This is a genomic window from Niallia taxi (assembly GCF_032818155.1).
GTDB lineage: Bacteria > Bacillota > Bacilli > Bacillales > Cytobacillaceae > Niallia > Niallia taxi_A.
Map to the genome: position 1 here is coordinate 1,310,715 of NZ_CP102589.1, position 24,788 is coordinate 1,335,502.

General features: G+C 38.6%; 23 protein-coding genes and 1 riboswitch. Of the genes, 15 read left to right on the forward strand and 8 right to left on the reverse strand.

Annotated elements, in window-relative coordinates; genetic code table 11:
- Positions 1 to 16: 16 nt before the first annotated feature.
- Complete coding sequence (locus NQZ71_RS06455; protein ID WP_317011530.1) at positions 17 to 760, reverse strand: TraR/DksA C4-type zinc finger protein; 744 nt, start codon at positions 758 to 760, stop codon at positions 17 to 19.
- Positions 761 to 1,093: 333 nt separating this feature from the next.
- Here NQZ71_RS06455 and NQZ71_RS06460 point away from each other — a divergent pair, with 333 nt between their 5' ends.
- From NQZ71_RS06460 to NQZ71_RS06485, 6 genes are all read left to right on the forward strand, one after another.
- Positions 1,094 to 2,470, forward strand: coding sequence for an isochorismate synthase (locus NQZ71_RS06460; RefSeq protein WP_260056012.1), 1,377 nt, complete (start codon positions 1,094 to 1,096; stop codon positions 2,468 to 2,470).
- Complete coding sequence (menD, locus tag NQZ71_RS06465) at positions 2,467 to 4,206, forward strand: 2-succinyl-5-enolpyruvyl-6-hydroxy-3-cyclohexene-1-carboxylic-acid synthase (protein WP_317011531.1); 1,740 nt, start codon at positions 2,467 to 2,469, stop codon at positions 4,204 to 4,206. The genes NQZ71_RS06460 and menD overlap by 4 nt, the downstream gene beginning before the upstream one ends.
- Positions 4,203 to 5,015: a 2-succinyl-6-hydroxy-2,4-cyclohexadiene-1-carboxylate synthase gene (menH, locus tag NQZ71_RS06470; protein ID WP_317011532.1), complete on the forward strand. Its 813-nt coding sequence runs from the start codon at positions 4,203 to 4,205 to the stop codon at positions 5,013 to 5,015. The genes menD and menH overlap by 4 nt, the downstream gene beginning before the upstream one ends.
- A 43-nt stretch (positions 5,016 to 5,058) precedes the next feature.
- Positions 5,059 to 5,877 (forward strand): 1,4-dihydroxy-2-naphthoyl-CoA synthase, encoded by an 819-nt coding sequence (gene menB / locus NQZ71_RS06475; RefSeq protein ID WP_144458477.1) that lies wholly within the window; start codon positions 5,059 to 5,061, stop codon positions 5,875 to 5,877.
- A gap of 163 nt (positions 5,878 to 6,040) precedes the next feature.
- A complete protein-coding gene (locus tag NQZ71_RS06480) occupies positions 6,041 to 7,504 on the forward strand; it encodes an o-succinylbenzoate--CoA ligase (protein WP_317011533.1) in 1,464 nt (487 codons plus the stop codon).
- Between the two features lie 34 nt (positions 7,505 to 7,538).
- A complete protein-coding gene (locus NQZ71_RS06485) occupies positions 7,539 to 8,774 on the forward strand; it encodes an NAD(P)/FAD-dependent oxidoreductase (protein ID WP_317011534.1) in 1,236 nt (411 codons plus the stop codon).
- A gap of 39 nt (positions 8,775 to 8,813) precedes the next feature.
- Here NQZ71_RS06485 and NQZ71_RS06490 read toward each other — a convergent pair whose 3' ends face one another.
- The 3 genes from NQZ71_RS06490 to NQZ71_RS06500 form a co-directional block, all read right to left on the reverse strand.
- Positions 8,814 to 8,969, reverse strand: coding sequence for a DUF1540 domain-containing protein (locus tag NQZ71_RS06490; RefSeq protein WP_144458303.1), 156 nt, complete (start codon positions 8,967 to 8,969; stop codon positions 8,814 to 8,816).
- Between the two features lie 108 nt (positions 8,970 to 9,077).
- Positions 9,078 to 10,115 (reverse strand): cytochrome d ubiquinol oxidase subunit II, encoded by a 1,038-nt coding sequence (locus tag NQZ71_RS06495; protein WP_144458301.1) that lies wholly within the window; start codon positions 10,113 to 10,115, stop codon positions 9,078 to 9,080.
- A 14-nt stretch (positions 10,116 to 10,129) separates the two neighbouring features.
- The gene (locus NQZ71_RS06500; RefSeq protein WP_144458299.1) at positions 10,130 to 11,491 is read right to left on the reverse strand and encodes a cytochrome ubiquinol oxidase subunit I; all 1,362 of its coding nucleotides are present in this window, start codon (positions 11,489 to 11,491) and stop codon (positions 10,130 to 10,132) included.
- A gap of 193 nt (positions 11,492 to 11,684) precedes the next feature.
- Between NQZ71_RS06500 and NQZ71_RS06505 the strand changes: the two genes are divergently transcribed.
- Positions 11,685 to 12,248 carry a beta-class carbonic anhydrase gene (locus NQZ71_RS06505; RefSeq protein WP_144458297.1) on the forward strand — a complete coding sequence of 188 codons (564 nt, stop codon included), beginning with the start codon at positions 11,685 to 11,687 and terminating at the stop codon, positions 12,246 to 12,248.
- On the opposite strand, the gene yidD is transcribed toward NQZ71_RS06505, so the two are convergent.
- Entirely contained in the window at positions 12,245 to 12,493 is a 249-nt protein-coding gene (yidD, locus tag NQZ71_RS06510; protein WP_375545308.1) for a membrane protein insertion efficiency factor YidD, read from the reverse strand. The genes NQZ71_RS06505 and yidD overlap by 4 nt on opposite strands.
- A gap of 185 nt (positions 12,494 to 12,678) precedes the next feature.
- Between yidD and NQZ71_RS06515 the strand changes: the two genes are divergently transcribed.
- Entirely contained in the window at positions 12,679 to 13,152 is a 474-nt protein-coding gene (locus tag NQZ71_RS06515; RefSeq protein WP_150908506.1) for an S-ribosylhomocysteine lyase, read from the forward strand.
- A gap of 37 nt (positions 13,153 to 13,189) precedes the next feature.
- On the opposite strand, the gene cls is transcribed toward NQZ71_RS06515, so the two are convergent.
- A complete protein-coding gene (cls, locus tag NQZ71_RS06520; RefSeq protein WP_317011535.1) occupies positions 13,190 to 14,644 on the reverse strand; it encodes a cardiolipin synthase in 1,455 nt (484 codons plus the stop codon).
- 346 nt (positions 14,645 to 14,990) lie between these two features.
- Here cls and NQZ71_RS06525 point away from each other — a divergent pair, with 346 nt between their 5' ends.
- Positions 14,991 to 16,787, forward strand: a complete 1,797-nt coding sequence (locus NQZ71_RS06525; RefSeq protein ID WP_317011536.1) for a S9 family peptidase — start codon at positions 14,991 to 14,993, stop codon at positions 16,785 to 16,787.
- A 57-nt stretch (positions 16,788 to 16,844) separates the two neighbouring features.
- On the opposite strand, the gene NQZ71_RS06530 is transcribed toward NQZ71_RS06525, so the two are convergent.
- Positions 16,845 to 17,102, reverse strand: a complete 258-nt coding sequence (locus NQZ71_RS06530; protein WP_144458289.1) for a DUF6154 family protein — start codon at positions 17,100 to 17,102, stop codon at positions 16,845 to 16,847.
- Positions 17,103 to 17,321: 219 nt separating this feature from the next.
- Between NQZ71_RS06530 and ytkD the strand changes: the two genes are divergently transcribed.
- The 5 genes from ytkD (at position 17,322) to asnB (ending at position 22,760) form a co-directional block, all read left to right on the forward strand.
- Positions 17,322 to 17,810, forward strand: coding sequence for an RNA deprotection pyrophosphohydrolase (ytkD, locus tag NQZ71_RS06535; protein ID WP_317011537.1), 489 nt, complete (start codon positions 17,322 to 17,324; stop codon positions 17,808 to 17,810).
- A gap of 26 nt (positions 17,811 to 17,836) precedes the next feature.
- Positions 17,837 to 18,628 carry an alpha/beta hydrolase family protein gene (locus tag NQZ71_RS06540; RefSeq protein WP_260055587.1) on the forward strand — a complete coding sequence of 264 codons (792 nt, stop codon included), beginning with the start codon at positions 17,837 to 17,839 and terminating at the stop codon, positions 18,626 to 18,628.
- Between the two features lie 29 nt (positions 18,629 to 18,657).
- Complete coding sequence (locus NQZ71_RS06545) at positions 18,658 to 18,900, forward strand: DUF2584 domain-containing protein (RefSeq protein WP_144458283.1); 243 nt, start codon at positions 18,658 to 18,660, stop codon at positions 18,898 to 18,900.
- Between the two features lie 60 nt (positions 18,901 to 18,960).
- A riboswitch (SAM riboswitch) is annotated at positions 18,961 to 19,120 on the forward strand.
- 268 nt (positions 19,121 to 19,388) lie between these two features.
- The gene (gene metK / locus NQZ71_RS06550; RefSeq protein ID WP_317011538.1) at positions 19,389 to 20,591 is read left to right on the forward strand and encodes a methionine adenosyltransferase; all 1,203 of its coding nucleotides are present in this window, start codon (positions 19,389 to 19,391) and stop codon (positions 20,589 to 20,591) included.
- Between the two features lie 276 nt (positions 20,592 to 20,867).
- On the forward strand, positions 20,868 to 22,760 hold the full coding sequence (gene asnB, locus NQZ71_RS06555; RefSeq protein ID WP_144458281.1) for an asparagine synthase (glutamine-hydrolyzing): 1,893 nt from the start codon (positions 20,868 to 20,870) through the stop codon (positions 22,758 to 22,760).
- A gap of 17 nt (positions 22,761 to 22,777) precedes the next feature.
- On the opposite strand, the gene NQZ71_RS06560 is transcribed toward asnB, so the two are convergent.
- Positions 22,778 to 23,635 carry a C39 family peptidase gene (locus NQZ71_RS06560; protein WP_144458279.1) on the reverse strand — a complete coding sequence of 286 codons (858 nt, stop codon included), beginning with the start codon at positions 23,633 to 23,635 and terminating at the stop codon, positions 22,778 to 22,780.
- A gap of 339 nt (positions 23,636 to 23,974) precedes the next feature.
- On the opposite strand from NQZ71_RS06560, the gene NQZ71_RS06565 reads away from it, so the two are divergent.
- On the forward strand, positions 23,975 to 24,778 hold the full coding sequence (locus NQZ71_RS06565; RefSeq protein ID WP_144458277.1) for an alpha/beta hydrolase: 804 nt from the start codon (positions 23,975 to 23,977) through the stop codon (positions 24,776 to 24,778).
- Positions 24,779 to 24,788: the final 10 nt, after the last annotated feature.

Below are 24,788 nucleotides of genomic sequence, written 5' to 3' on the forward strand. Positions count from 1 at the left end.
CAGACAATCGCTTTTTTTATTTTTTGTTACTATCATTATCTGTATAGCTGTCTCTATTTTTGTAAGGAATATCGCCAAATGGAGCATCAACTTCTGAGTCTTCAAGCGTATTTTCATATTCCTTCTCTTTGTCTGTACGATAAATCCCTTTTTCTTGTACGGCTGCATCGTTTGCAGAAAAAGATTCATAGTCCTCTGGGAAGCCGTCATTTGGATTATTATCAGTATATAGGCTATTGTAATCTTTATAATCTCCTCTTAAATCGGAAGGTGTTTCAGAAGTACCATAGTTGGCAACCTCTTGAAAACTATCTTCATAGTCTCGGATTTCTGCATTATCGCTATGTGTAAAAACATTGCCGTGAGCAGGCTCCAATATCTCTTCTTCTACAGGACGGTTTTGTTCATTTTCGCGATCACTGTATTCCTTCAAAGTAGTAGCAGTCGGAATAGCTTCTAATCTTTCATAAGGAATTTCTTTTCCCGAAACCTTACAGACTCCGTAGTTTCCGTCTTTTATTGCTTGAAGCGCAGCATTAATCTTGTCCAATTCGTCTTGGTCATGCTCTTCTAACGCTAGATCTCTTCCGCGTTCGAATAACTCTGTGCCTAAATCAGCAGGATGATTATCGTAGGTCGATAATTCACCGACAGAATCTTGCATAGTTTCTTCTTCTTTGCTATTTAATCTATTAGTCAATTGCTCTTTCTGTTCCTCTAATTGTTTTTGCAATGTGGATATTTGTTCTTTTGTAAGCATTTTAGTCACATCCTTTAAATAGTCGAGTGTAAAAAGCATCTAATGTCCATACTGTACAGTTCCCGCCTATCTCCTACTTAAAACATGGAGTGATAAGTAAAAATACCAATTTCCGTAAACACTAAGAGACATTAGCAGAAATCCAAATTACGAAATAGGGATTAGGACAATATGGGACTAGATCATTGACATAACACGAAATAGAGGTGTATCTTAAAATAAGTTAAATTGAACATTTGTGAGCATATGAACTAAATATTATCGCAGTTCAGTTCAAGATCACGCAATGCGAAAAGATTGCATAGCAGATCTTATAGGGGGATTTACAAGGTAATGAAAGAAAGTAAAGGACTTCTGTTAGAAGGCAGTGAATTAAAGACTTCCACTTCTATTTTAAGAAGTAAAGTGATAAAGCTGGAGCAAAAACAAGATTTTTTAACAATATTTGCCCAGAATGAACAATATAAAGGAAAACGATTTTTTTGGAAAAGTCCTGATGGAGCTTCGGTGTTTGCCGGCATTGGGATTTGTAGAATGCTTCAATCTAATGGAATGGAGCAGATATATGAAGCAGTAGAAAAGGAATGGCAAGAGCTTCTCGAAGGCAGTGAAATTAATAATCCATTCCAGACAGCAGGCGTCGGTCCAATGTTATTTGGCGGCTTCTCCTTTGATCCTAAAAAGACACGAACAAATCTTTGGGATAATTTTAAAGATGCCCATTTTTATTTGCCTGCTATCATGTTCAGTGAAATAGATGGAGAGCAGTACGTTACAGTCAATCAATACGGAAATAGGAACGATTTGGTAGAAGTTATCCAAGCTTGTTTCGAGGAGCTTGAAAAAAGCGGAGATATATCTACAGTTAATACCCATTCTAATAAATTGTTGGACAGTAAAGAAATTAATGGTGACCAGTGGAAAAAGATGGTGACAGAGGTTGTCCAGGACCTAGGACAATCCTTAAAAAAGGTTGTATTGGCAAGAGAAAGCAGATTAGTTTTTGAACAAGATATTAGGACAGAAGCTGTACTAGAGAATTTGCTGAACAGGCAAAAGAATAGCTATGTATTTGCATTAGAATCAGATAAAGATTGTTTTATCGGAGCTTCACCAGAAAGACTTGTCAAAAAAGCAGGAAAACAAGTCTTTTCCGTATGCTTGGCCGGGTCTATTGCTCGGGGAATGAATGAAGAAGACGATGAGTCTTTAGGACAGGAACTATTGAATGATCCGAAAAACAGAGTGGAGCATGATTATGTCGTGCAAATGATAAGATCTGCAATGGAAAAGGTGTGCAGCACATTTGAGATTCCAAATGAGCCGCGTCTTTTGAAAATGAGGGATATTCAGCACTTATTTACTCCAGTTACAGGAAAGTTGAAAAAATCAGCCTCTGTTTTATCTCTAATCGAATTATTGCATCCTACACCTGCATTAGGAGGATACCCACAAGCACTGGCAATAGAAAAAATCCGCGAGGCTGAAATGTTAGACAGAGGTCTTTACGGGGCGCCAATTGGCTGGCTTGATTATCGAGGCAATGGGGAATTTGCTGTGAGCATTCGTTCAGCCCTTATTCAAAAAAACGAAGCCTCATTGTTTGCAGGCTGTGGTGTCGTTAAAGATTCAAATGCTGAAATGGAATTTAAGGAAACGGCAATTAAATTCAAGCCGATGCTTTCTGCGTTAGGAGGTCAATTAGGATGAACCATCAAGAAAACTTAACCGCTTATTTACAATCATTCGTAAATGAGCTAGTTCGAAACGGGATAAAAAATGCTGTTATAAGTCCCGGTTCTCGTTCAACACCGATTGCTTTGTTAATGGCTGAGCATAGTCAAATGAATGTGCATGTTCATGTAGACGAGCGCTCTGCCGCCTTTTTTGCTTTAGGTATGGCCAAGGCACTTAAGGAACCGACGGTGTTAGTGTGCACTTCAGGTACTGCTGCAGCCAATTATTTTCCTGCTATTGTCGAGGCAAAGATTTCGAGAATTCCACTGATTGTCCTGACAGCAGACAGACCCCATGAATTAAGGGATGTAGGTGCACCGCAAGCAATCGACCAGGTAAACCTTTATGGAAACCAGGTGAAATGGTTTATGGAAATGTCTCCGCCTGATGCAGCTCCTGAAATGCTTCGTTACGTGAAAACGGTTAGTTCGAGAGCAGTTGCATCAGCCATGAAGGAACCAAAAGGGCCAGTCCATTTAAATATGCCGTTTCGTGAACCGTTGATTCCGGATTTTGACAATATGGAAAAGTATGAGAACGAAAGCCGCCATGTGGAAATTATTAATGGAACTTTAACTGTAGCAGATGAATATATAAAAGAACTTGCCCGAAGGCTTGAAGGAATGAGTGAAGGAATTATTGTTTGCGGTGAAATAGACAACCAGAATTTTTCTGCCGCGATTTTGGATTTGGCAAAAGAGCTCGATTTTCCGATACTAGCAGACCCTCTATCACAGCTTCGTTCCATTGACGATACGGACAATTTGATTGTCGATACATATGATGTGTTTTTACGGAACGATGCTGTAAAGCAAGCATTAGCGCCTGAGGTTATCATTCGTTTTGGAAGCATGCCTGTAAGTAAACCTCTTACTTTATATATGAAGCAATCAGAAGCACTGCAAATAGTTGTTGACGGTGGTGCTGGTTTTCGCGATCCTAATCAGCTGACTGCTGAAATGGTTTATTGTGATGAAACATTATTTTGTAGGAAGCTTGCGGAATATGTTAAGAAAAACAAGCACAATGATGGGCAGCTATGGAAGGACATCAATGAAAAAACAAAACAAGCACTTAGTCAGGTAGCAAATATAAGTGAATTAAGTGAAGCGAAATTATTTCACTTATTAGCTGAGCTACTACCTGATAATTCGGTGTTATTTGTCGGCAACAGTATGCCTATTCGTGATTTAGATACTTTTTTCCATAAACAAAGAAAAAATATTTCTATTTATGCGAACAGAGGAGCAAATGGCATTGATGGAACAGTATCAACAGCTCTTGGGGTTGGTGCCGCAAAACAACAACCATTATATTTAGTACTTGGAGATTTGACGTTCTTCCATGATATGAATGGTCTTATCGCAGCAAAACAATATAATGTGCCAATTACGATCATTCTTATTAACAATAATGGTGGAGGGATTTTCTCCTTTTTACCGCAAGCCCAGCATCCAAAGCATTTCGAATTATTGTTTGGCACACCATTAGATATTCATTTTGAACATATTATCAGGATGTATGGCGGGGAATACAATGCTGTCGAGGATTGGGATCATCTTAAGTCTTTATGTGCTTCAAGTGAAGATTTTGGCATTAGATTATTCGAAATAAAGACAAATAGAGATGAAAACTTAAAAGAACATCGTCAAATCATGGCGAATGTTTCCCAGGAAATACAACATTTTTTGAGAGATGACAAAAAATGAATATAGTGGTCGATCATATTTCTTACCATGTCGAAGTTTACGGTACAGGACCTCCGCTTATGCTGTTACATGGCTTTACTGGAGACTCTAGTACGTGGGCGCCTTTTATTCCGATTTTGACAAAAGACCGGCAGATTATTGTCATGGATATAATCGGACATGGCAAAACTGCCTCACCTGCAGAGAAAAAGCATTATCATATAGAACACGCAGCATATGTCATGAAAAAAGTGCTGGAATCGTTAAAAATAAACTCCGTTGATCTTTTAGGATACTCAATGGGTGGGCGGCTTGCGCTTTCATTTGCAGCGATATATCCTGATATGGTATCGAATCTGATACTTGAGAGTGCGAGCCCTGGTCTTAAAACGGAAGAGGAAAGAAAAGAAAGACGCATACAGGATAAGCAATTAGGAGATTATATTTTAACAAGTGGTCTTCTTAAATTTGTGAATAGATGGGAAAATATCCCGCTGTTTGCCACACAGTCTCGTTTAAGTACGGCTGTTAAGGACCAAATAAGAAACCAAAGGCTTTCAAGTAACGCACTTGGACTTGCTAATAGTTTGGAGCAGATGGGAACAGGCTCTCAAGTTTCCTGGTGGGATAGGCTTGAGACACTTAAATGTCGGACATTGCTGATAACTGGAGATTTGGATAAAAAGTTTTGTCAGCTAGCGGCAGAGATGCAAGAAAAGAATAATTGTATGGAATGGATTAATGTAAAGGATGCTGGCCATGCAATTCATGTGGAGAAACCGAAAATTTTTGGTACAATAGTAAGTGAGTTTTTGTCGAATAGCAGTTGAACAAGAGATTAAATTCGGCAAAATATAAAGGGAGGCAATAAAAATGGCAGTAGAATGGGTTGCTGTGCGCAATTATGACGAAATAATGTATGAAACATACAACGGCATTGCAAAAATTACAATCAACAGGCCGCATGTACATAATGCTTTTACACCAAAAACAGTAAATGAATTAATTGATGCTTTTGCAAGAGCAAGAGATGACAGCAGTGTTGGGGTAATTATCTTAACTGGTGCTGGTGAGAAAGCATTCTGCTCAGGCGGAGACCAAAAGGTAAGAGGACATGGTGGTTACGTCGGGGAAGATCAAATTCCTCGTTTGAATGTTCTTGACCTACAAAGATTAATCCGTGTTATTCCAAAACCGGTAATCGCAATGGTTAAAGGATATGCGATTGGCGGCGGTCATGTACTTCATGTAGTATGTGACTTAACGATCGCTGCAGATAATGCTGTATTTGGTCAAACAGGACCAAATGTAGGCAGCTTTGACGCAGGTTACGGTTCTGGCTATTTGGCACGCATTGTCGGTCATAAGAAAGCAAAAGAAATTTGGTTCTTATGCAGACAATACAATGCACAGGAAGCGCTGGACATGGGACTTGTAAACACGGTTGTTCCTTTAGAGCAAGTTGAAGAGGAAACAATCAAATGGTGTGAGGAGATTCTTGAGAAGAGTCCAACTGCTTTACGTTTCTTGAAGGCAGCATTTAATGCTGATACAGATGGTCTTGCAGGGATCCAGCAATTTGCCGGAGATGCTACGCTTTTATACTATACAACGGATGAGGCAAAAGAAGGACGCGATTCCTTTAAGGAAAAACGCAAGCCAGATTTTGGTCAATTCCCACGTTTCCCTTAATGGTTAAGGGATAAAATAAAAAGGGTGACTCCAGGCATCTATCCTCCATTCCAGTAAGAAGGATTGGAAGATAGGTGGGAGTCACCCTTCTTTCATTTTTTTAAAAAAATTTTGGAAGAATCACCTTCTATTAATAATTAGTAATGTTAAAGGGGAGAAATATATGGAAGAAATACTTCCTAATTTCCTGAAAAATCGTGCTTCTTTAACTCCTAATAAAGAAGCAATTGTATACAATAAAAATCGTTTAACCTTTCAGGAGCTATACGAAAAAGCATACTATACAGCAGGGGTTTTGGCTGCAGAAGGAATCACCAAAGGGGACTATGTCGCTTTTTTAGTGAAAAACGATCTCCGCACAGTAATTTCTCTTCTATCTCTTCAACTGCTCGGTGCAAGAGCAGTACTCTTGAATAATCGGCTCACAGCAAATGAACTGCTGTATCAAATAAAAGACTCCAATTCTCTGTTTCTTATCGCAGATGATGATTTTCAGTTAGCGGCAGAAGATGTGCTTCGTAACTCTTCCTCCTTAAAAGTCATCTTCAAGAAAGAGTTGGATACAAAACCTTTTCAGAAGCCTGTCGTGCAGGAAACAGTTCATTTAAATGACACATGTACAATTATGTATACGTCTGGAACAACCGGATTTCCAAAAGGGGTCATTCAAACATATGGGAATCATTGGTGGAGTGCTGTCGGAAATGTTTTAAATGCTGGATTAACAGAAAAGGATGTTTGGCTTTGTACAGTTCCAATCTTTCATATTAGCGGCTATTCCATCTTAATGCGAAGTCTTATGTATGGAATGAAGGTTATCCTTCATGAATCATTTGATGAAAAAAGAGTGCTTACTGATTTGGTGCAGGAAAAAATAACAATTATGTCTGTCGTCACGGCAATGCTTCAACGAATCGAAAAGGCTGCAAAGGGAGCGTTTCCTGACTATTTCCGCTATATGCTCCTTGGAGGCGGCCCTGCTTCTATTGAGTTAATCTCGAGCTGTATGAATAAGGGAATACCTGTTTATTATTCTTATGGCATGACAGAAACCTCATCCCAAATCGTTACATTACCTCCTGAGGATGCCGCAAGAAAGATTGGCTCTGCAGGCAAACCATTATTTCCAGCTCAGCTTAAAATCCTCGATGAAAAAGGGAAAGAGTTAGGAGCAAATGAAGCTGGGGAGATAGTCGTTTTTGGACCTAACGTATCAAAGGGATATTTAAACAATGGACCTCACTCTGTTGATGGCTGGTTTCACACAGGGGATATTGGGTATAAAGATTCAGAAGGCTTTTTGTATGTTCTCGATCGGCGCTCTGATTTAATTATATCTGGGGGCGAAAATATTTATCCAGCAGAAATAGAATCTGTCATATCCTCCATTACAGGTATAAAAGAAGCGGGTGTAGTTGGAATGGATGACCGAAAGTGGGGACAAGTTCCGATCGCTTTTGTCGTATGTGAGGAAGAAACGGAAATTCTTGCAGCACAAGTGTTGGAGGAATGTAAAAGAAAATTGGCTTCCTATAAGCTGCCAAAGGAAATTCGCTTTATTGAAGCACTTCCTAGGAATGCCTCTAAAAAGATCGTGAGAAGAACATTACGAGAATGGATTAAGTAGCCGAACTAAAATTAATTAGGGAGGGGGCAATAATATGGAGCCAAACTTATATCATGGAAATTTGTACTGGCCGAATACACTCGAACACATTTCATCCTATCCTTTTCTTACAGAGGATATCGTATGTGATGTGCTTATTGTAGGGGGCGGGATGTCAGGTGCGATTTCTGCTTATATCCTTTCACATGAAGATGTAAATATAGTTGTTGCAGATAAACGAAAAATTGCGCATGGAAGCTCCTCGGCAAATACAGGGCTTCTTCAATATTCCAATGACATGATGCTTCATGAATTTGCCAAGTCAATCGGTGAGGAAGAGGCAGTGAGATTTTACCGTCTCTGTTTTGAGGCGATGGAGGATCTTAAAGGCTTAGCGAGCTCTCTTAAAGAGGATGTTCAGTTTAAGTCAAGAAAAAGCTTGTATTATGCAAGTACGCAGCAAGACGCAGCCAAACTGCAAACAGAATATAATATGTTAAAAAAACATGGCTTTCCTGTTGAATATTTGCACGAAAAGGATATTAAGGAACGGTTTGGATTTTCTAAACCTGCTGCCATCTTAACAGATGGAGATGCAGAGGTTAATCCTCAAAAGTTTGTGATGCAGCTAATGAAAGAGGCAGCTTCACAAGAAAATGTTCAAGTGTTTGAACAGACAGAAATGAAAGAGCTAGGATTTAGTGATGGCTATTGGCATTTTACATCAGATAAGGGAGCGACCATACGAGCGAAAAAGGTCATTTATTCCACTGGATATGAGGCAGCACTTCATACAAACAAGCTCGGAGCAGAACTGAATCGTTCCTTTGCGATTGCGACTACACCGATAGACTCCTATCCACGCTGGGAAGATAGGAGTCTGATTTGGGAAACGAAACGGCCCTATTTCTATATGAGAACTACATACGATGGCAGAATAGTGGCAGGCGGACTTGATGAAGACCCGATGGAAGCTCCGGCAGATCCTGCAATTATTCAAAAATACGGGGAGAAGTTACTTGCAAGAATTAAGGAGCATTACCCTGATTACGAAATAGAAGTTGATTATGCTTACGGAGCAACCTTTGGTGAATCTGTTGATGGCAGACCATTTATCGGGAGACATCCAAGCAAAGACGGTGTTTTTTATTGCCTCGGATATGGTGGGAATGGAACAGTGTACAGTATGTTTGGGGCAAAAATGATAAGAGAAATAATCATACATGGTCAGCATCCTGATGAAAACCTAGTTGCCCCTGACAGACCGATAAAGGAATCTGCATCGAACTAAAACAAAAAGAAAGAGAGGCTTTCGCCTCTCTTTCTTCCTTTACTCAGTCGGCTGAAATGTTTTGCAGTCAGTTTCGCGACTGTTATCAGCATATTCACCAACATGACTTACTACATAAATTTGATCTGCTCCACATAAATTTCCACTTTCCCAAAAACTACAGTTTCTTACTTCACAAAGTACATCTTTTGCCAATAGAAACACGCTCCTTATTTGGCTTATGCATTACAGGAATCGGCTAATCCTTTTCCTATAACTAGTATGGAGCAGGCACTTAAGATTTATACTAGTGTGAATGTCTGCCTATTTTTTAGTTGCTTGTAAATATTTCTTATCGTGCATAAATAGCTTCCAGAAAAAGTAGAAGCCAGGAAACAGGATTATAAAGGCAGCGATATAAGTTGCGAATATTGCATGAAATGAACTAGGGCTTGTAAAGGACGATGTAATCGTTACCTCAGGATAAACGATATATGGTAGATGAGCTTTACCGTAAACATAGCTTGCTATTAAATATTGAATTGTAATGGAAACAATAGCGAGCCGCGGCAATCCCTTGATATTCTTGTTTTTTCTGGATGGAAGAAAAAGACCTGCGCCTCCAAGCAGAAAAAAGAAAAGAGAGAGGAGAAGCAAATATAAATCATCCATCATCTTTACATAAATCCAATTTGCATCTTGTTTTAAAGTAATCATGATAAATACAGCCATCAGTAAGGAAATAGGACCAAGAATAATTGCATCCCTTCTATAAAGCCGATAGGCCTCAGGCTCTTTGGAAACATTTGAATAGTCTGCCAGCAGCAAGGAAGACAAAAAAAGTGTGCTGCTCAAGGCAAAGCCAAAGAAGGCATATTCATTCGGACTAGAAAACAGGCCGACTAAATCAAGGCTCTGCTTACCATCAGCAAAATCAACAAATCCTCCATGTGTGATTGGAAGGACACTAAGCAAAATCCCCGGAATCAACATCCCGGTTATACCAGAAATATACGTAAGGGGCTTACGGTATTCTTCCACAATATTTGAAAAGACAAGGAAAGCACTTCTGATTGCTAATAGCAGCAGAATCAGACTTCCTGGTATAAGCAAAACCGTTCCTAACGTATAGGCAGCCTTTGGAAATAAGCTGTAGACTGCGACAACAATCGCAACAACAAAGGTATTTGTCACTTCCCATGTCGGTGAAAGATAACGGTTAGCGATATTGGTTGCTCTTGTCTTGTCTCTATTAATGTAAATCATCGACCAAAAGCCTGCGCCAAAGTCCATTGTTGCCATTATTGCATAGATAAAAACGAAACCCCACAGTACTGTAATCGCAAGTAATGAATCTGTCATGTTGTCACCACTCCTTAACTGTTAGATCCAAACAGTGGGATCTCTTTTTCCTTTGCAGCATTTAGGTCTTTCAGTACCGTGTTTTTACGGAAGTAATAGATGAGCACTAACGAAACGGTTACCCCAAGAATGATATAAACAATCATAAAAGAGAAAAACAGTAATGGAAGGTTACCAGATGTCGTAACAGAGTCTGCTGTTGATAGCTTCCGATAAATAGTCCAAGGCTGCCGTCCTGTACATGCAAAAATCCAACCGCATTCAATACTTAAAATAGCAAGTGGTCCTGATGCCACAAATATCCACATTAAAAACTTCGGAAAACGTTCCTTTTTCAGCAGGTATTTCCATGCTAAGGAAGCGAAGGAAAGCAAAATTAAAAACGAGCCTATTCCAACCATCGCATTAAATAACGTATGTATATAAAGCGGCGGCCAATATTCCTCAGGGAAATCGTTTAAGCCTGTCACTACTGTATCGAAGCTGTTACCTGCCAAGAAACTAAGCGCCCAAGGTATTTCAATAGCACCGACCATTTCCTTGTTCTCCTTGTCCGTGTAACCTCCAATAGCAAGAGGAGCATGTGATTGTGTTTCAAAAAGACCTTCTGCAGCTGCCAGCTTTTCTGGTTGATATTCGTAAAGCTTTTGTGCAGATTCATGTCCATTTAACGCAGTAAGTAAGGAAAATACAGCACCAACTGCAAGGCTTAACACTAATGCCTTTTGATGGAACTGAAAAATTCGCGAGCCAAATGGCTGCTTCATCATCTTCACTGCTGAAACAGCTGCGACAACAAAAGCTCCTGTTGTGTACGCACTCATTGCGACATGTCCTGCCGATACAAAGAAAGTAGGATTAAAGAAGGCCTTCCATGGATCTACATCTGTAATTTCCCCGTTATTCATATTAAATCCTTGTGGAGTACCTTCAAATGCATGAACATTTGTAATCAGAATAGCCGAAGCTAAGGCGCCAATCGCAACAAGAATAAGACTGATGATTCTTGCCCATGGTGGAATCCTTTCGGCAGCATATACATAGATGGACATAAATAATGCCTCTATGAAAAAAGCGTAGATTTCAATTTGAAACGGCAAGGCCATTACTTCCCCGATTACTTTCATAAAACCTGGCCATAAGAGGGAAAGCTGAAGACCTGCAATTGTTCCTGTAGGGATGCCGACACCTAGCAGAATCCCGAATGTCTTTGTCCATCTTTTTGCCATAATGACATAGTCAAGGTCTTTCTTTCTTTGATAAAGAATTTCTGCTACTAACATCATTAAAGGCAAACCGACACCAATTGTCGCGAATATGATGTGAAATCCCATCGTCATCCCGAACATACTTCGAGCAGTAACTAGATGATCCATTAATATCTATCCTTTCCTTCTATATTACATTTACTGCTGTTAGTATTTTCAGGAATTGGCGGAATTATGTAAGATTACCTGTATACAGGATTTTGAGTTGTTATTAGAGGTGGTCTTCAAAAGATTTTTTTTTTACTATATAATATAGAGGCATTAGTAAAAAGCATAGACCAGAAAGATAGGAGATAAGAGAATGACATTATTAAATGATATTTTAACTTTCAACGAAGAATTTGTAGCAGAAAACAAATATGAGCGTTATATAACGACGAAATTCCCTAATAAAAAGATGGTTATTTTAACTTGTATGGACACAAGACTTCTTGAGCTATTGCCACATGCTTTAAATCTTTCTAATGGTGATGTAAAGCTAGTAAAAAATGCTGGCGCAATGGTAGTGCATCCTTTCGGAAGTATTATGCGAAGCATTTTAGTGGCTGTTTATGAATTAAAGGCAGATGAAGTGATGATTATCGGACATCATGATTGTGGAATGAGTGCATTAAACTATGATTCTATGCTGGATAAAATGAAGGATAGAGGAATTTCGGACGATACTATCAGCACGTTAGAGAACTCTGGCATGGACTTGGACAAATGGCTGACAGGCTTTAGTTCTGTTGAAGAAAGTGTGTCACATAGTGTGAAAATGGTGAAGAATCATCCCCTTCTTCCACCAAAGGTTCCTGTTCATGGCTTAGTAATTGATCCTAAAACAGGCAAGCTCGACCTTGTTGTCGATGGCTATAAGGCTTAATTAGGGGAATGATTCTTTTTATGCGGCCACTCTTCCGGGACTGGATCAATCCCGCCTGGATGAAATGGATGGCACTTGGAAATACGCCGTATTGTTAAAAAACCACCCTTCAAAGCGCCATGCTTTTTGATAGCCTCTAATCCATAGGAGGAACAGGTAGGATAGAAGCGGCACGAAGGCGGGGTTAGCGGTGAAATTGCCTTTTGATAAAAACGAATGATTAAGATGAACAGTTTGCTTATCATTATATATAGCACTCCTAATTTAATGCTTAATGAAGACAGTATAGCATGATGGCATTTGAGATGAAAATGTCAGCACTTCATGATAAGAACATTATTGTGCTGGAAAAATATAATATAATTAAGTTGATGAAAATACTCGGGTTTTACGTTATAATAAAGTAACGAAAAAAAAGGGGATGACTTAAATGCCTTCAGTTGAAAGCTTTGAATTAGATCATAATGCCGTGAAAGCTCCTTATGTTAGACACTGTGGTGTCCACAAGGTAGGAAGCGACGGAGTTGTTAATAAATACGATATTCGTTTTTGCCAGCCAAATAAACAGGCAATGAAGCCTGATGTTATTCACACATTAGAGCATTTGCTTGCCTTTAATCTTCGTGCACATGTTGAAAAGTATGACCACTTTGATATTATTGATATTTCGCCAATGGGCTGCCAAACTGGCTATTATTTAGTTGTTAGTGGTGAGCCGACTGTGGAAGAAATTATTGATTTGCTTGAAGCTACGATGAAAACAGCAGTAGAAATTACAGAAATTCCTGCTGCGAATGAAACACAATGCGGTCAAGCAAAACTTCATGACTTAGAAGGTGCAAAAAAGCTAATGCAATTTTGGCTAAAACAAAGCAAGGAAGACTTGAAGCAAGTTTTCGCATAAAAAAAAGAGATGCTGAAAAATCCAGCATCTCTTTTCTTTATAATAAAGGACTTAATAATCTAGAGAATGATTCCTTAAATTTAATCCACAATGATCTTCTTGAATAGCTGTCCAATGTCAGGGGAGTACATAACTTCATGTCTTCGAGGAAGCCGTTTGTGAGTGTTGTGGATAATTCCTCACTATATATAAATGCGTTTACCTCGAAGTTAAGGCGAAAGCTTCTCATGTCAATATTAGCGGTGCCGACAGAGCTGATTTTACTGTCCACAAGCAATGTTTTTGCGTGTATAAAGCCATTTTCGTATATATACACCTTTGCTCCTGCCTTTAGCATTTCGCCAATATAAGAGTAAGTGGCCCAGTATACAAACATATGGTCAGGCTTGTTAGGAATCATGATTTTGACATCAACACCAGAAAGTGCGGCAATCCGTAAAGTGTCCAGTAAGCTTGTATCTGGGATGAAATAAGGTGTTTGAATAAAAACAGATTCCTTGGCAGCAGTAATCATTTTAATATAGCCATTTTTAATTTGCTCCCATTCTGAATTAGGACCACTGGAAACAATCTGCATTCCTATATTGCCGACAATTTCGTCAAGCTTGCCAGGGAAATATTCTGGTGAGTAATGAATTTCATGATGTGGCGCAGCCTGATTCCAATCCAGGATAAATCTTGTCTGGATAGCATAAATGGCAGTACCGACAATCCGTAAATGTGTGTCTCGCCAGTATCCGAATTTCGGATTAAGTCCCAAATATTCATCTCCAACATTAAAGCCGCCGATATAGCCAGTTTGTCCGTCAATAATCGCAAGCTTGCGGTGATTACGGTAATTCATACGTAAATTAATCAAATGAAACTTACTTGGGAAGAATACGGCAACCTGTCCGCCTGCTGCTGTTAATTCCTTAAAAGCTCGCTTTCGTAAGGTTCTGGAGCCGAGCTCATCATACAAAAGCCTAACCTCAAGACCTTCTTTTGCCTTCTCCGTTAACGCAGTTATTAATTTAGAGCCTATACCGTCATTTTTAAAAATATAATATTGGAGATGGATTGATTTCTTCGCAGCTTTAATATCCAGCAGCAGTTGATCAAACTTTTCTTTCCCGTCTGTAAAAATATCGACAGCGTTATTTTCAGTTAAGACTGCATCATTATTGAACAAATTCATATAAATAAGATCTTGATTATTTTTGATTACATTATTTGTCGTCCGCAATTGATTGGAGCTAATTTGCAATAATTGAGACGCGAGTACTTGTTCAATTCCAAGCTTCTTTCTTTCATCCCATTGAAACATCTTTCGATTTCTCAAGTTTTGGCCAATAAGAAGATATAAAATAAATCCAAGAATAGGGATAAAGGTCAAAACCATGAGCCAAGCCCATGTTGCGATAGGATCTTTTCTTTCAAAGAAAATAACAAGGAATGCAAAGATAATGTTAAGTAAAATAATCGTACTAAGTAAAATGGTGTATACGTGCATAGAACAATCCCTTTCAACCTTTTGTCATTAATGAATAACCCATTTGTCTTATCTGTAGAAAGCGACAAAGGAAAAAAATAGAGGAAATAGAAGATTCCTGTTTCATTATAGGTGATAACGAACGCAGTGGAAACTATTTTGTTCCTATATAATCTTCCCTCCAAAAGCCAATATTAAACGGATTAGCATTTGGCAAAAGCAGTAATAATACAGCCATAAAAATTTTCAAAATGGTTGCCCCGTTTTTTTTAAAAAAATATTAGCTGTTATTTTTCGAATAATCAGAATTATAGTTGTATAATAATCAGTAGTGAACAAATATATTAGGATACGGAGTGAGATAAGAATGGATTTCTCTAAACCAGATGTAGAACAGTTTTTAAGATCGTACGCAATTGATGATTTCGCGGTTAGTCCTGATGAAAACCAACTTGTGTTCAGCACTAATTTAAGCGGAAAATATAATTTATGGTCGCTGCAATTACCAAGTACTTTTCCGGTTCCTTTAACATTTAATGATCAAAGCTGCCAAGGACTTGCCTTCGATAAAAAGGGCCGATTTATCATTGCTGGATTTGATAATGATGGTGATGAGAATACACAATTTTATGCACTTCCACCACATGGAGGAAGCTTAAAGGCTGTTGTTTACAATGAGGGCACACGTAACTTCTTCCCTATTTTATCAGAAGATGGGAAAAAATTGTTTTATAGCTCCTCTAATGGCAATCCCACATATTTAAACATCTATTGCCACGACCTTGAAACTGGCGAGGATTCTTTAGTGTCAGAGGGGAAAGAGGCAGCTACATACTTCTTTGGGATAAGTTCTGATGAAACAGTTCAGTTATACTTTAAGCATTTGTCTAATACATATACTCTGATGTATGCAAAGGACAAGGAGGAAATGAAATTGCTGACTCCGTCTGCAGAACTGCAGCATACGGTCAGTGATGCAGTATTTGTAACAGATAGGCTTATTTATTTGTTGACAGATTACGAAGCTGATTTTACCTATCTTGCCTCCTTTAATCTTGATACTAATCAATTTAATAAAGTGAAAGAATTAAACAAGGAAGGCTTTGGCTCACTTGTATATGATAAAGAACAGAAACTGCTTTATGCTGTTAGTAATAAAGGGGTTGAAGATGGTCTTTATTGCTATGATTTACTGAAGGAATCATGGACTGTTGAGGAAACACCCTGCAGTGTCATTGAAAAAATAACTGTCGGAAAATCAGGCACGTTATACTTGCTTGGCAGAAGTGCAACTAAGCCGCAGAACATATACAAACGGACTGCTGAGGGCTGGGAGCAGCTCACGAATTATCAAGTACCTGGAGTTTCAGAATCTGAATTGATCGAGCCTGAAGTGGTGAACTATACTTCCTTTGATGGATTAGAAATCGAGGCACTATTTTTTAAAGCAAATGCGGAGCAAGCAAATGGTGAAATCATTTTTTGGCCACATGGAGGGCCGCAAGCTTCTGAACGGAAATCATTTCGTGCAGCCTTCCAGTTTTTCTTAAATAATGGCTATAGTATTTTTGCACCTAACTTCAGAGGGTCATTTGGTTATGGCCTTTCTTTCATGAAAATGGTAGAAGGAGATTGGGGGTATGGACCTAGGCTGGACAATGTAGCAGGCTTAGACTGGCTAATTAACAAGGGGTATGGAGAAAAAGGCGAGATACTGCTAATGGGCGGCAGTTATGGTGGTTATATGGCTTTGCTGCTGCACGGCAGGCATGCTGATTACTTTAAAGCTGTCGTTGATATATTTGGACCTTCCGATTTATTTTCCTTCATTAAATCTGTCCCTGAGGACTGGAAGCCTGTTATGGACAAATGGGTCGGAAATCCAGTTCAGGATAAAGAAAAGCTTATTGAATACTCACCAATCACCTATTTAGATGGAATGACAAGACCGATGCTAGTTATACAAGGAGCTAACGACCCAAGAGTGGTTAAAGAAGAATCAGACCAGATAGTAGAGGCCTTAAGACAGCTTGGCAGAGAGGTAGAGTATATGCTTTTGGAAGATGAAGGGCATGGATTCTCGAAAAAGGAAAATGAAATCGCTGTTTATAAGCGTATTCTCACATTTTTTCAAAAGCATCAGCAAGCAAAAACGCAAGTATAAATAAAAGTAAAAAGACAAGCTCCTACCTGGAACTTGTCTTTTTTGCGCCAATAAGTGTTAATGCAAATTTCTTTGTGTAAACAGCGTATGTCCTTGCTGACGATAATCATCTCTGGCAAATTTTCCTTTAAGGCTTTCAATTAAGTATAACCCCATTAAATCATATAGTTCCTGCTCATTTAATTCCTGAATGATATGAAGAAGATCATCTCTGGACATCTCCTCCAAAAAGGCAAATGCGAGCATATCAATATCTTCTTCATCGCCTGTAAGCTTATTCTTGTATAAGTTATATAACTCATCGACCAATTTCATATTCCATTCCCTCCAATGGTATAACTTTATCTGTTAAAATGTAAACGCTTTACTAATTATACTTACTATAATATCGGAGAATGTCTATTTTCGCCACATCTTAATTACAGCTTTCAGTTTCATTATTATATCCCTTTTCTTTATAATGGTTACATACCCTATCATTTGAAAGATATTCCATACGAAAAATAAAATAGACTGGTGAATGCGAGGCAATTGATGAAAACATTTTATGACATTAATGGATTGATGGTGAATTTGTCATTTGAGGAAGAAGCATTTTCCCTTCGAGCAAACCATGTGCTTGTGATTTGTACTTGGCATGGAAAATGGCTAATGACAAAGCATAAGACAAGAGGCATCGAATTTCCAGGCGGCAAGGTTGAAGCTGGAGAAACATTAAGAGAAGCAGCTGGACGTGAAGTGATGGAAGAAACTGGAGGAATTGTTGAACAGATAGAGTGGATTGGTGAATATGAAGTCTGTGAAAAAGAATCAACATTTGTCAAAGCGGTTTTTTTCGCTACTATTGGTGACATTCTAGAAAGGGATAACTATTTGGAAACAGATGGACCTTATCTTTTGGAAGGAAACATACTAGATGCACGTTTTCAGGACTCCTATAGCTTTATCATGAAGGATAAGGTGCTTGATTACTGTATTAAAAGAATGGAAAAGCAATTATCAGGAGAAAATTTGGGGTATTAGATAAAAAAACGAAGCAGGAGGGATTCATCTTGAATGGAGAAATTTTGGAGCAAACTAGATTCCCTTCCCCAAACCCTTCCATCGATTTATATATAGTCACATATGCTGTAAATGGCTTAAAAGTAAAAGGTTTACTTGCTGTCCCAAAACAGCAGGACATAACAGATGGGTTTCTATATTTACGGGGTGGAATTAAAAATGTCGGTAAGGTCAGACCTGGAAGAATCGTTCAATTTGCTGCAGAAGGCTTTATTGTGTTTGCGCCCTTTTACAGGGGAAATCAAGGTGGCGACGGAAATGAAGATTTTGCGGGTGAGGATAGAGAGGATGCTATTGCTGGATTCGAGCTTCTAAAATATTATCCTGGCGTTGAGCGAGTGCATGTCTTCGGCTTTTCTAGAGGCGGTGTTATGGCTTTATTTGTTGGAATATATTGTCCTGTTGCTTCTATTGTTACATGGGGTGGTGTTTCTGATATGGTGCTGACATATGAAGAGCGCAAGGATCTGCGAAGAATGATGAAAAGAGTTATTGGCGGTACACCAGCAAAATACCCTGAACGCTTTCAAGAACGAACTCCCCTTCATTACTTGGACAAGATTCATGCACCTACTTTAATTATTCATGGGATACAGGATAAGAATGTTTCGATTGAACATAGCATAAAGCTGGAGGAAGGACTGAAAAAGTCAGGGAAAACTGCTGAGACTTGGTATTTTCCTGAGTTTACTCACTATTTCCCCCCAAAAGTCAATCGAATGGTAGTAGAAAATTTATGCGCTTGGATGAAAAAACAGGCTGAAAAACTGGTAAAATAAAAGAGATGAGAAAAAGGGAGGGAAAGTATATGGGAATGCCCTTAGAATTAAACACAATGATCGTTACGAAAGGGAAAGAGATACGCTTGGAGGAAAATTGGTTTATGTTGGAGAAAGAAGCATACCGATTATATCCTCTGCATATTCCTTTAGAAGTGAAAAAAACAATCGAAGGTGAACTGATTGGAACTGCTTCCATTGAAAAACTGGAATGGGCAGAAGGAAAGACGAAAATTACCTACCAGTTAATTGCATTAAATTCAACTAATTAAGGACAAATATATTGACATTAATGAAAAGATTGAGATATTATGAAGTCTTGAACGGATACTCTCTTATCCTGAGCTGGTGGAGGGACTGGCCCTATGAAACCCAGCAACCTACTATGTGAAGAAAATAGGCTGAAACATTCATTAAGAATGGATGGGGCAGACATGTTCTCTTAGGAAAGGTGCTAACCTGAAGCAAGGAAATATCCTTGAGCGATAAGAGTGAAAGGTGCGAATCAATTTTGCTTGAAGCCTTTTCACTATTGAAAAGGTTTTTTGTGTGCAATTTGGTCCATTATCTTTTAAAAAATGTATATTTTCATGTGTGTTTTTTGAACAAAGAAGTTTTTTGCCGAAGGCTTACCCTTCTCGGATAAAAACGCCGTGTTTACTTCATACTATCTAGGGAATGAGTACCGTATCAATTTAGAGGGCAAGCTATAGAAAAGACTATTCTTACTATGCTTGCCTTATAATAAGGAGGAAATCAGATGTCATCAAAACGTCGCTTGTTTACTTCTGAATCGGTAACGGAAGGTCATCCGGATAAAATCTGTGACCAAATTTCAGATGCGATTTTAGACGCTATTCTAGCAAAAGATGCAAATGCCCGTGTTGCAGCAGAAACATCTGTGACTACAGGGTTAGTTTTAGTTGCAGGAGAAATAACTACATCTACATATGTGGATATACCGAAAATTGTAAGAGAAACAGTTAAGGAAATTGGCTATACTCGTGCCAAATACGGTTTCGATGCACAAACGAGCGCCGTGCTTACTTCTATTGATGAGCAGTCAGCAGATATTGCTTTAGGTGTTGATCAAGCTTTAGAAGCACGTGAAGGTACAATGTCTGATGAAGAAATTGAAGCGATTGGCGCAGGAGACCAAGGACTAATGTTCGGTTTTGCTTGCAATGAAACAAAAGAACTTATGCCTCTTCCAATCTCTTTGGCTCATAAGCTTTCAAGAAGATTGGCAGAAGTGCGCAAAGAGGAAATCCTGCCGTATTTGCGTCCAGACGGTAAAACACAAGTTACGGTTGAATATGATGAAAATGACAAGCCTGTAAGAATTGATACAATTGTAATCAGTACACAGCATCACCCTGAAGTAACTTTGGAGCAAATTCAGCGCAATATAAAAGAATATGTTATCAAACCAGTTGTTCCAGCAGAATTAATTGATGAAAACACGAAATACTTCATTAATCCGACAGGCCGTTTTGTTATTGGCGGACCACAAGGTGACGCAGGATTGACAGGCAGAAAAATCATCGTAGATACATACGGAGGATATGCGCGACATGGCGGTGGAGCTTTCTCTGGTAAGGATCCAACAAAAGTGGACCGTTCGGCAGCTTATGCAGCACGCTATGTAGCGAAAAACATCGTTGCAGCAGGATTAGCTGACAAGGTTGAAGTACAGCTTGCATATGCAATCGGTGTTGCTCAACCAGTTTCTATTTCTATTGACACATTTAAAACAGGTACTGTATCGGAAGATGTACTGGTGGAAGCGGTTCGAGAAAACTTTGATCTTCGCCCAGCAGGAATCATTAAGATGCTAGACTTGCGTCGCCCAATTTATAAACAAACGGCAGCATACGGACATTTCGGCCGTAATGATCTTGATTTGCCTTGGGAACGTACAGATAAATCAGATGTATTAAAAACAGCTGTATCTGGTAAATAAAAGAAGGAGTTGCACGAAAATAAAGTGTAACTCCTTCTTTCTTTTTTCGTCTAATTAGTCAGTAGAAAATTTTACTTGTTTTTAGCTCTTAAAATTATCAGGAGTTTCGTCTATAATGTATTAATGTGAAATATAAATGATAGTCAATATTTGCTAATAGAACATAACGATGTTTTAAAATAGCTTGGATTACATTTAAAGAATAAAAGTAAAACTTTATACTAACAGTAATTTTGGTCTCCTTTATGTAGGAGAAGAATGGAGTAGGTGAGCAGTATGTGTGGTTTTGTAGGTTGTATACACGAAAAAGAGCAAAACTTCCAAGAGGCGCAAAAAGAACAATTTGCGAATATGAATAGAATTATTACACATCGTGGACCAGATGATGAAGGATATTTTTATGATGAGCATATTCAATTTGGCTTCAGAAGATTGAGTATTATTGATATTGAATCAGGGCATCAGCCGTTAACATATGAAAATGAACGCTATTGGATTATTTTTAACGGGGAAGTTTATAACTACCTTGAAATTAGAGAAGAGCTTGTGAAGGCAGGTCTAACTTTCCAAACTAACTCAGATACAGAAGTTATCATTGCGCTATACAGCCATGAAAAAGAAAAGGCTGTTGAAAAGCTTCGCGGCATGTTTGCATTTGTTATTTGGGACAAGCAGGAAAAAACATTGTATGGTGCTCGTGACCCATTTGGAATTAAGCCTTTCTTCTATTATGATAATGGCGAAAAGACTTATTTTGCATCTGAGAAAAAGAGTATTGCTATGGCATTAGAAAGCGATGTATTAAACTATGAGTCTCTACAGCATTATATGACTTATCAGTTCGTGCCAGAGACTAGTACGATGTCAGAGGGCATTAACAAGCTGGAGCCAGGTCATTACTTCACGAAGAAGCTTGGTGAACCAATGGATATCAAACGCTATTGGAGAGCATCTTTCAAGCCTGTGAATAAATCGGAGTCAGATTTCGTTAAAGAAATTAAAGATGTGATGTTTGACAGTGTCAAAATGCATATGCGAAGTGATGTTCCGGTTGGTTCTTTCCTTTCAGGCGGAATTGATTCATCCATTATTGCAAGTATTGCGAAAGAATTCCATCCTGGAATTAAAACATTCTCTGTCGGATTTGAGCACAATGGTTTCAGTGAAATTGATGTCGCGAAGGAAACAGCAGATAAGCTTGGCTTAGAAAACATCAGCCGCATCATTACGCCACAGGAATATATGAATGAAATTCCGAAAATTATGTGGCATATGGATGATCCGCTTGCAGATCCAGCTTGTGTGCCTTTATACTTTGTTGCACAGGAAGCTAGAAAACATGTAACAGTTGTTCTTTCTGGAGAAGGAGCAGATGAGCTGTTTGGTGGATACAATATTTACCGTGAACCACAGTCACTGGAAGTGTTTAATAAAATCCCTAAAATCGGTAAATCTCTGTTGCGTGCCATTGCAGCTATTCTTCCTGAAGGTGTTAAAGGGAAAAGCTTTATTGAACGCGGTGTGACACCGATGGAGCAAAGATATATCGGAAATGCAAAAATGTTCACGGAAAGTGAAAAATCACAATTGCTGTCTATCTATAACAAAAATATCGACTATAAAGATATTACAAAACCTCTTTATGAAGAAAGTAAAGGGTATGATCCAGTTGACCGCATGCAATTCATTGACATTCATACTTGGATGAGAGGGGATATCTTGCTAAAAGCAGATAAAATGACAATGGCTCACTCTCTTGAATTGCGCGTGCCATTCTTAGATAAGGCTGTATTTGATGTAGCGTCTAAAATACCTTCAAGCTTGAAAACTGCGAATGGAACGACAAAATACATTTTGAGAAAAGCAGCGGAAAGCTTTGTGCCTGAGCATGTACTAACACGCAAAAAACTAGGCTTCCCTGTGCCAATTCGTCACTGGCTGAAGGATGAGATGAACGAATGGGCAAAAACAATTATTAAGGAAAGCGATACAGACCATTTGCTAAACAAATCAGTTGTCTTGCAGCTATTGGAAGACCATTGCCAAGGCAAAGCGGACAATAGTCGTAAAATCTGGACTGTATTAATGTTCATGGTTTGGCATAGTGTTTATATCGAAAAAAAATATTCCTTCGAAAAGGAATATTTGAAAGAGAAAACACTTGTTTAATTAATTGAATAGGGAAGTTAGTTGCTGTAAGTAATTGCCTGGCTTCCCATCTGCACCCACGATGCGATAAAATCATCGATGGGTGCTTTTTTGTTTTGTTCACCTGTCAATGGATCGTTAAAGTAAACATAATCTTTGTCATAGCCTGTAATCAGGACAGAATGCTCGGAGTAAGTGACATCAATTGTGCCGCTTGGAGTTACCCATGTACGGAAGTTATCATCAGACAGCTCCTTGAATTTGGAAGTAGTAATAACCCAAACTGGACGGCCATCTGAAAGCTGCTCTTTTATAGAATCAAAGTCAGAGCCGGAGAAATCAACGATTGCTCCTGGAAGATACTTTTCCGCTAGCTCTGCAATTGGCTTGTGATAAACACCGAGACCCGGACCTTCAAGTGAGTACATATCTCCGACAAATCCATCATTAGGATTGCCATAATAAATAGTGCCGTTAACGACTTCATATGCTGTAGTATTTTTAGTAACCTCTTCTGCAAGTGTCATTTTATCTACATCTACTCCTGCATATTGCAAAAGCATGGCAAGAGCTGTTACTTCACAGCCTCTAGGAAGCTCTGGCAGCTGATTAATAGCAGTTGCCTCCAATAATACAGATTCTTTAGTCGTTATTTCTGAACTCAATTTTTCTATATTTTCTTTTGTTTTCACTGCTACTTCTTCAACCCGCTCTTTTGCGAAGGCGAAATTCTTAGAATCGTCTAAATTTAATACATAAAAGCTGATACCAGCTAATATGGCAATTAAGGAAAAGAGGAGCCCTTTTATGATTTTAGTAAGCCTTTTTTGAACTACAAGGAATAATACGAAAAATAGAGCAAGAACAGAATAGAGTATTATTTCGTTTGTATTCATTTTCATCACCTATTTCTTATATAAGTATTTATCGGTTAATTTTTGCGAAAATAAATAGTAAGAAATGAACTTTCTTGAATTGAAAATATTTTTTCGCCCAATGAGGCGCTTCCTGTTTATTTTTTAATATTTCTTTTCCCGATAGTGCATAATATAAAAACCAATTTATTGTATTAAATAGTGTTTCTATCAAATATAGAGTACCGCTGCAACCTTTAATTTTCCTTAAATTATCGGGACTAAAGTCTAAAGTTTAATTTAAAAATTTGTCAAAGTGCATTTACGTGTTACATAATAGAAGAAGCAATACTGTGATAAGTCGAATGGGGGAGTTTTTTTATGTGGAAATGGGAAGCAGAAGGAGAAGCTAAAGCAGTCATAGTTATTGTCCATGGTGCCATGGAGCATCATCGCCGGTATGGATGGCTTATTGAAATGTTTCGCTTATCTGGTTTTCATGTCGTCATGGGAGATCTTCCAGGCCAAGGCATGACGACAAGGTCAAGCAGGGGACATATCGACTCATTCAGCGAATATACGATAGAAATTAAAGACTGGATTCAAGCAGCATATCAATTTGATTTACCGGTGTTTCTAGTTGCACACAGCTTAGGAGGTTTAGCATCCATTCGTTTGTTGCAGCAGGAAAAGCTAAAGATTGCCGGGGTCATTTTATCATCACCGTGCTTGGGATTAAAGAAATATCCACCAAAGCTGCTAAGTGCTATTTCCATTCTCCTGAACAAAGTTGCGCCTAGGCTGCGCATGAACACAGGATTGACAATTGATATGGCGACTAGAAATGCAGAAATTAGGGAAATAGACAGTAATGATACGTTGTATATCACAAAAGTGTCTGTAAGATGGTATAGAGAACTCATAATTTCTATGGCTGCAGCCTTTGCAAATGCAAACAAAATGCAGGACTTGCCGCTTCTTGTTATGCAAGGCGGAGACGATTCCGTCGTCGATAAAAAAATGGTAAAAAACTGGTTTAATATGGTACCATTATCTGAAAAGAGATATAAAGAATGGCCACAGTGCTACCATGAAATTTTTAATGAACCAGAAAGAGATGAAGTGTTTGACTATGCGCTGGATTTCATTCGTAGTCAGCTGAAATCTATAGGCTATATTGTATAAGTGAGGTTTT